The organism is Bradyrhizobium sp. (assembly GCF_036009065.1).
GTDB lineage: Bacteria > Pseudomonadota > Alphaproteobacteria > Rhizobiales > Xanthobacteraceae > Bradyrhizobium.
Map to the genome: position 1 here is coordinate 1 of NZ_DASYMN010000224.1, position 5156 is coordinate 5156.

Below are 5156 nucleotides of genomic sequence, written 5' to 3' on the forward strand. Positions count from 1 at the left end.
CAACGCGCGGCGTTGCGCAAGCGCCCTAGGGCGAAGAAGGCAGCGAAGCCGGTTGCGAAAAAAGCTCTGGCGAAGAAGCCCGTGGCTAGGAAGCCGCGCGCAAGAAACGAGAAGTCCTCGAAGCGATAGGGAATCTCCCAACGCTCGTCATTCCGGGATGCGCCCCTTGGCGCAGGCCCGGAATCCATACTCTCGATCGTGGTGATGGATTCCGGGCTCGCGCTTCGCGCGCCCCGGAATGACGGGCTGTTGTTATGAGCGCCGTCGAGGCTCATCGCCAGCACGCGCGCGACGTGAAGCGCTGCACGGTTCGTGCCATCGGCGATCTGGTGGCGGCACGAGGTGCCGTCGGCCACAACCAGGGTTTTTGCATCCGTGCGGCGTATCGCCGGAAGCAACGAGGCCTCGGCCATTTGCATCGAGACCGCGTAAGTATCGGCGCCATAGCCGAACGCGCCGGCCATGCCGCAACAGCTCGATTCGATGGTTTCGACCTGGAGGCCGGGGATCAGCCGCAGCACCTGCTCGACCGGCTTGAACGCGCCGAAGGATTTCTGGTGGCAATGGCCGTGCACCAGCGCCTTGTCCGCGATGGGACGAAGCGGCAAACGCAAGCGGCCGGCCTCGGCCTCGCGGACCAGAAACTCCTCGAGCAGAAATGCGTGCGCGCTGACGCTCTTCGCGGCAGCGTCATTGCGCAGCGACAGCAATTCATCGCGGAGCGTCAGCAGGCAGCTCGGCTCAAGGCCGACAATGGGCACGCCGCGCGCGGCGAACGGCGCATAGGTCATCACCAGCCGATCGAGTTCGGCGCGGGCATTATCGACAAGCCCCGCGGAGAGGAAGGTCCGGCCGCAGCATAACGGACGTTTTGCATCGACAGGCTTTGGCAGATGCACGCGATAGCCGCCCTCGACCAGTACGCGTAGCGCGGCGTCGAGATTTTCGCGCTCGTAGACGCGGTTGAAAGTGTCTGCGAACAACACGACCTCGTGTCCATCGGCGGGGCCGAAAGCTTCGCCCGCAGGCGCAAACAAATCGCGCCGCCATTGCGGCAAGGCGCGATGTGCGCTGATCCCCGTGAATTGTTCGAGCAGTTTCCGCAACAGCGGACTTCTGTTGCGCAAATTGGCCAACGGAGCGAGGCGCGACGCCAGCGCCGCATAATGCGGCAGGTAGCCGACCAGACGGTCGCGTAGCGAGAGCCCATGCTTCGCAACCCGCGCGGCCAGCACCTCGATCTTCATCTTCGCCATATCGACGCCAACAGGGCATTCGTGGCGGCAGGCCTTGCAGGAGACGCAAAGTTTTAGCGTGTCCATCATCTCGTCCGACGCCAGCGCATCGGGCCCAAGTTGTCCCGAGATCGCCAGCCGCAGCGTATTGGCGCGCCCTCGCGTAACATTCTTCTCGTCGCGGGTGGCGCGATAGGACGGACACATCACGCCGCCCTCGAGTTTTCGGCAGGCGCCGTTGTTGTTGCACATCTCGACCGCGCCCTGGAAACCGCCGCCGGCGCCAGGATACGCCGACCAGTCGAGCACGGTCTTCAATTCACCGATCCGATAATCCGGCGGATAACGAAACAGCGAACGGTCATCCATCCGGGGTGGATCGACGATCTTGCCGGGGTTGAGCACATTGTCCGGATCGAAGCGATGCTTGACCTCCCGGAAATCGGCGATGATGCGCTCCCCGAACATCGCCTCGTGAAATTCCGAGCGCACGAGGCCGTCGCCGTGCTCGCCGGAATGCGAGCCCTTGTAGTCGCGCACCATTGCAAAGGTTTCTTCGGCGATGGCGCGCATCGCCTGGACGTCCTTCTCCAATTTTAGATTGAGCACCGGCCGCACGTGCAGACAGCCTTCCGAGGCATGCGCATACATGGTGCCGCGGGTGCCGTGTTTTGCGAAAATATCGTTGAGCTGCGCCGTGTAGTCGGCAAGATGCGGCAGCGGCACCGCGCAGTCCTCGACGAACGAGACCGGCTTGCCTTCCTGCTTCATCGACATCATCACATTGAGGCCGGCGGCGCGGAACTCGGCGATGCCGGTCTGCAGCGCCGGGTCTGATATCTCGACCACGCCGCCCCATTTACGCATGGGCTGGTCCCAGCCGAAGCCGAGATCGGCCATCAACTCGCCGAGCTGTTTTAGCCGCCTGACATTCTCGGCCTGATCCTCCTCCGCGAATTCGACGATCAGCACCGCATCGGGATCGCCGCGCACCGCGGTGGCGATGATCGGCTGGAACATCACGATCTCGCGGCCGAGCGACAGCATGGTGCGGTCGACCAGCTCCACCGCGATCGGGCGAAGTTTTACCAGATGCTGCGCGGCATCCATCGCCTCATAAAAACTCCCGAAATGGCAGACGCCGAGCACCTTGTTGCGGATCACCGGCCACAGTTTCAGTTCGACCTGGGTGGTGAAGGCGAGGGTGCCTTCCGAGCCGACCAGCAGATGGGCCATGTTGTTGGGGGCGTTGCGCGGTACCAGCGCATCGAGATTGTAGCCGCCGACCCGGCGCTGCACTTTTGGGAATTTGTCGGCGATCTCGGCGGCCTCACGCTCACCCAGCGCCAGCATATCGCGAAACAGATCGGACCCGCTATCGTCACGCGCGACTTCACCGAAACGCAGCAACTGCCCGTCGGCGAGCGCCGCTTGCATCGATAGCGTGTTGTCGCGCATGGTGCCGTAGCGCAGCGAACGTCCGCCGCAGGAATTGTTGCCGGCCATGCCGCCGATGGTGGCGCGCGATGCGGTGGAGACGTCCACCGGAAACCACAGGCCGTGCTTTTTGAGCTGCCGGTTGAGATCGTCCAGCACGATGCCCGGCTCGACCACGCAAGAGCGGTTTGCGACGTCGAGCGACAGGATGCGGGTCAGGTGCTTTGAGAAATCGATGACGATGCCGTCATTGACGGTCTGGCCGCATTGCGAAGTCCCGCCGCCGCGCGGGGTAACGATCCGCCCCGCCTCGCGCGCAATCGCCAGCGCCCGCAGCGCCTCGTCCATGGTGCGGGGCACCACCACACCCGCCGGCATGATCTGGTAAAACGAGGCATCGGTGGCGTAGCGGCCGCGGTTGAAGCGGTCGAACAAAACGTCGCCGGTGATTTCTCGGGCCAGCTGCTCTTCAAGCGTCATTGAGGGTTACGAATGAGAGCTTTCATGGTGGGGAACATAGGCCTTCGGCGGGGAAGCCGTCGATCAAAAAATGCAAACTATTTGTTAGTTGTAGGTTGAAAAATTGAATGCAATATGCGGGCTTCCAGGCGGACGAGGAAGCCATGACACAGCATCAGGGACGTCATTTTTTGCAAATTCCCGGTCCGAGCCCGGTGCCCGACCGCGTGCTCCGCGCCATGGACATGCCGGTCATCGACCATCGCAGCGCGCAGTTTGCCGAACTCGCCAAGACGGTATTCGACGGCTGCCAGAAAATCTTCCAGACAGCCGGCCAGGTCATCATCTTCCCTTCGTCGGGCACCGGCGCCTGGGAGGCGGCCATCGTCAATACGCTGTCGCCGGGCGACAAAGTGATCATGGTGGAGACCGGCCACTTCGCCATGATGTGGCAGCAGATGGCGGCGCGCTGGGGCATCGATGTCGATTTGATTCCCGGCGACTGGCGCCGCGGCGCCGATCCCGCGGCAATCGAAGCAAAACTCGCGCAGGATTCGGCGCATGCCATCAAGGCGGTGATGGTGGTGCACAATGAAACGTCGACCGGCGCCACCAGCCGCATCGGCGACATCCGTGCCGCGATGGAAAGGGTCGGGCATCCCGCGCTGCTGCTGGTGGATACGATCTCCTCGCTCGGCTCGGTGGATTACCGGCACGACGAGTGGAAGGTCGACGTCACCGTCAGTTGTTCGCAAAAGGGATTTATGCTGCCGCCGGGGCTGGGCTTCAACGCCATCTCGGAGAAGGCCCGCGCGGCGGCGAAAACCAACAAGATGCCGCGGTCGTATTGGGACTGGGAAGAAATGCTGAAGCCGAATGCGGCCGGCTTCTTTCCCTATACGCCGGCTACCAACCTGCTCTACGGCCTGCGCGAAGCCATCGCGATGCTGCTCGAGGAAGGGCTGGATGCGGTATTCGCCCGCCATAAGCGCCTCGCGGCCGCCACGCGCGCCGCGGTCGCGCATTGGGGCCTTGAGGTGCTGTGTCTCGAACCGGCCGAATTTTCACCGGTTCTGACCGCCGTGCTGATGCCGCCGGGCCACGATGCCGACAAGTTCCGCAAGACCGTGCTCGAAAACTACAACATGTCGCTCGGCTCCGGTCTCAGCAAGGTCGCAGGCAAGGTGTTTCGCATCGGCCACCTCGGCGAGTGCAACGAGCTTACTCTGATGGGCGCGCTGTCGGGCGTCGAGATGGGTCTTGCGGCCGCAGGCGTGCCGCACCGCGCCGGCGGCGTCGATGCGGCGATGAAATTCCTGGAAGGGCGCAACGAGGCAAATTCCCCCGCGCATCTGAAGGTGGTCAAGACCTAGCGCTCACCTCTCCCCGCAGGGGAGAGGTCGGATCGCATCGTCAGATGCGATCCGGGTGAGGGGCCTATCCGCGAGTCGGAGTGCGTGGAGAGACCCCTCACCCGAAGCCTGCGCTACGCTACGGCTTCGACCCCCGATCAAGTCGGGGGCAGGCTCTCTCCCCTCGGGGAGAGGTGAGAAGGAGCCTCGCCCTGTTAGGCATTGACGGTTCCGGCCGGGCAGGGGACAAGCCCGGCAAATAGTGATATTCGAGCCCTGCCAAAACGTCGAAATTCGCGGGAAGGACGCTAGATGACCCTGCATACCGGAAGGCATTTTCTACAGATTCCAGGACCGACCAACATCCCCGACCGGGTGCTGCGGGCCATGGACATGCCCGGCATGGATCATCGCAGCGCCGAATTCGCCGAGCTTGGCTTTGCGGTAATGGCGGCCGCGCAGCGCGTGTTCCGCACCAAGCAGCCGGTACTGATCTATCCGTCGTCGGGGACGGGGGCATGGGAAGCCGCGATCGTCAATACGCTTGTCCCCGGCGACAAGGTGCTGATGGCCGAGACCGGCCAGTTCGCCGTGCTGTGGCTCGGCATCGCCGAAAAATTCAAGCTGGACGTCGATTTTGTGCCGGGCGACTGGCGGCGCGGCGCCGATGTCG

The 5156-nt window shown here is 63.4% G+C and carries 2 protein-coding genes and 1 pseudogene; 2 read left to right on the top strand and 1 reads right to left on the bottom strand.

What is annotated here, in order from left to right:
- On the bottom strand, nt 1-3152 hold a 3152-nt coding region (locus tag VGP39_RS13710; protein ID WP_327568646.1), incomplete at its 3' end, for an FAD-binding and (Fe-S)-binding domain-containing protein.
- A gap of 143 nt (nt 3153-3295) precedes the next feature.
- Between VGP39_RS13710 and VGP39_RS13715 the strand changes: the two genes are divergently transcribed.
- Together VGP39_RS13715 and VGP39_RS13720 are read left to right on the top strand one after the other, a co-directional pair.
- Entirely contained in the window at nt 3296-4504 is a 1209-nt protein-coding gene (locus VGP39_RS13715) for an alanine--glyoxylate aminotransferase family protein (RefSeq protein ID WP_327568647.1), read from the top strand.
- 291 nt (nt 4505-4795) lie between these two features.
- Nucleotides 4796-5156 (top strand): annotated as a pseudogene (locus VGP39_RS13720) (serine--glyoxylate aminotransferase); the annotation flags it as partial.

What these genes read in the sequence shown, in the direction of transcription:
- VGP39_RS13715 (WP_327568647.1), top strand. Translation starts at nt 3,296, where the DNA reads ATGACACAGCATCAGGGACGTCATTTTTTGCAAATTCCCGGTCCGAGC.